Genomic DNA, 1,308 nt, shown 5'->3' with positions numbered 1-1,308 from the left:
ACCGCTGGCAACAAAGGATAAGGGTTGCGCTCGTTGCGGGACTTAACCCAACATTTCACAACACGAGCTGACGACAGCCATGCAGCACCTGTCTCAGAGTTCCCGAAGGCACATTCGCATCTCTGCAAACTTCTCTGGATGTCAAGAGTAGGTAAGGTTCTTCGCGTTGCATCGAATTAAACCACATGCTCCACCGCTTGTGCGGGCCCCCGTCAATTCATTTGAGTTTTAACCTTGCGGCCGTACTCCCCAGGCGGTCGACTTAACGCGTTAGCTCCGGAAGCCACGCCTCAAGGGCACAACCTCCAAGTCGACATCGTTTACGGCGTGGACTACCAGGGTATCTAATCCTGTTTGCTCCCCACGCTTTCGCACCTGAGCGTCAGTCTTTGTCCAGGGGGCCGCCTTCGCCACCGGTATTCCTCCAGATCTCTACGCATTTCACCGCTACACCTGGAATTCTACCCCCCTCTACAAGACTCTAGCCTGCCAGTTTCGGATGCAGTTCCCAGGTTGAGCCCGGGGATTTCACATCCGACTTGACAGACCGCCTGCGTGCGCTTTACGCCCAGTAATTCCGATTAACGCTTGCACCCTCCGTATTACCGCGGCTGCTGGCACGGAGTTAGCCGGTGCTTCTTCTGCGAGTAACGTCAATTGCTGCGGTTATTAACCACAACACCTTCCTCCTCGCTGAAAGTACTTTACAACCCGAAGGCCTTCTTCATACACGCGGCATGGCTGCATCAGGCTTGCGCCCATTGTGCAATATTCCCCACTGCTGCCTCCCGTAGGAGTCTGGACCGTGTCTCAGTTCCAGTGTGGCTGGTCATCCTCTCAGACCAGCTAGGGATCGTCGCCTAGGTGAGCCGTTACCCCACCTACTAGCTAATCCCATCTGGGCACATCCGATGGCAAGAGGCCCGAAGGTCCCCCTCTTTGGTCTTGCGACGTTATGCGGTATTAGCTACCGTTTCCAGTAGTTATCCCCCTCCATCGGGCAGTTTCCCAGACATTACTCACCCGTCCGCCACTCGTCACCCAAGGAGCAAGCTCCTCTGTGCTACCGTTCGACTTGCATGTGTTAGGCCTGCCGCCAGCGTTCAATCTGAGCCATGATCAAACTCTTCAATTTAAGTTTGATGCTCGTGAATTAAACTTCGTAATGAATTACGTGTTCACTCAGAGACTTGGTATTCATTTTTCGTCTTGCGACGTTAAGAATCCGTATCTTCGAGTGCCCACACAGATTGTCTGATAAATTGTTAAAGAGCAGTTGCGACGCGCTTTAGCGCTCTGTCGCGAGGT

General features: G+C 53.5%; 1 rRNA gene. It reads right to left on the bottom strand.

The features are described 5' to 3' along the window. Positions 1 to 1,135, bottom strand: a 16S ribosomal RNA gene (locus KQJ19_RS23615); the annotation flags it as partial. Positions 1,136 to 1,308 lie beyond the last annotated feature (173 nt).

Source organism: Citrobacter sp. S46_ASV_140 (genome assembly GCF_018919545.1).
In the GTDB taxonomy this organism is placed as follows: Bacteria; Pseudomonadota; Gammaproteobacteria; order Enterobacterales; family Enterobacteriaceae; genus Citrobacter; species Citrobacter braakii.
This window is presented reverse-complemented; position numbering and strand designations above follow the sequence as displayed.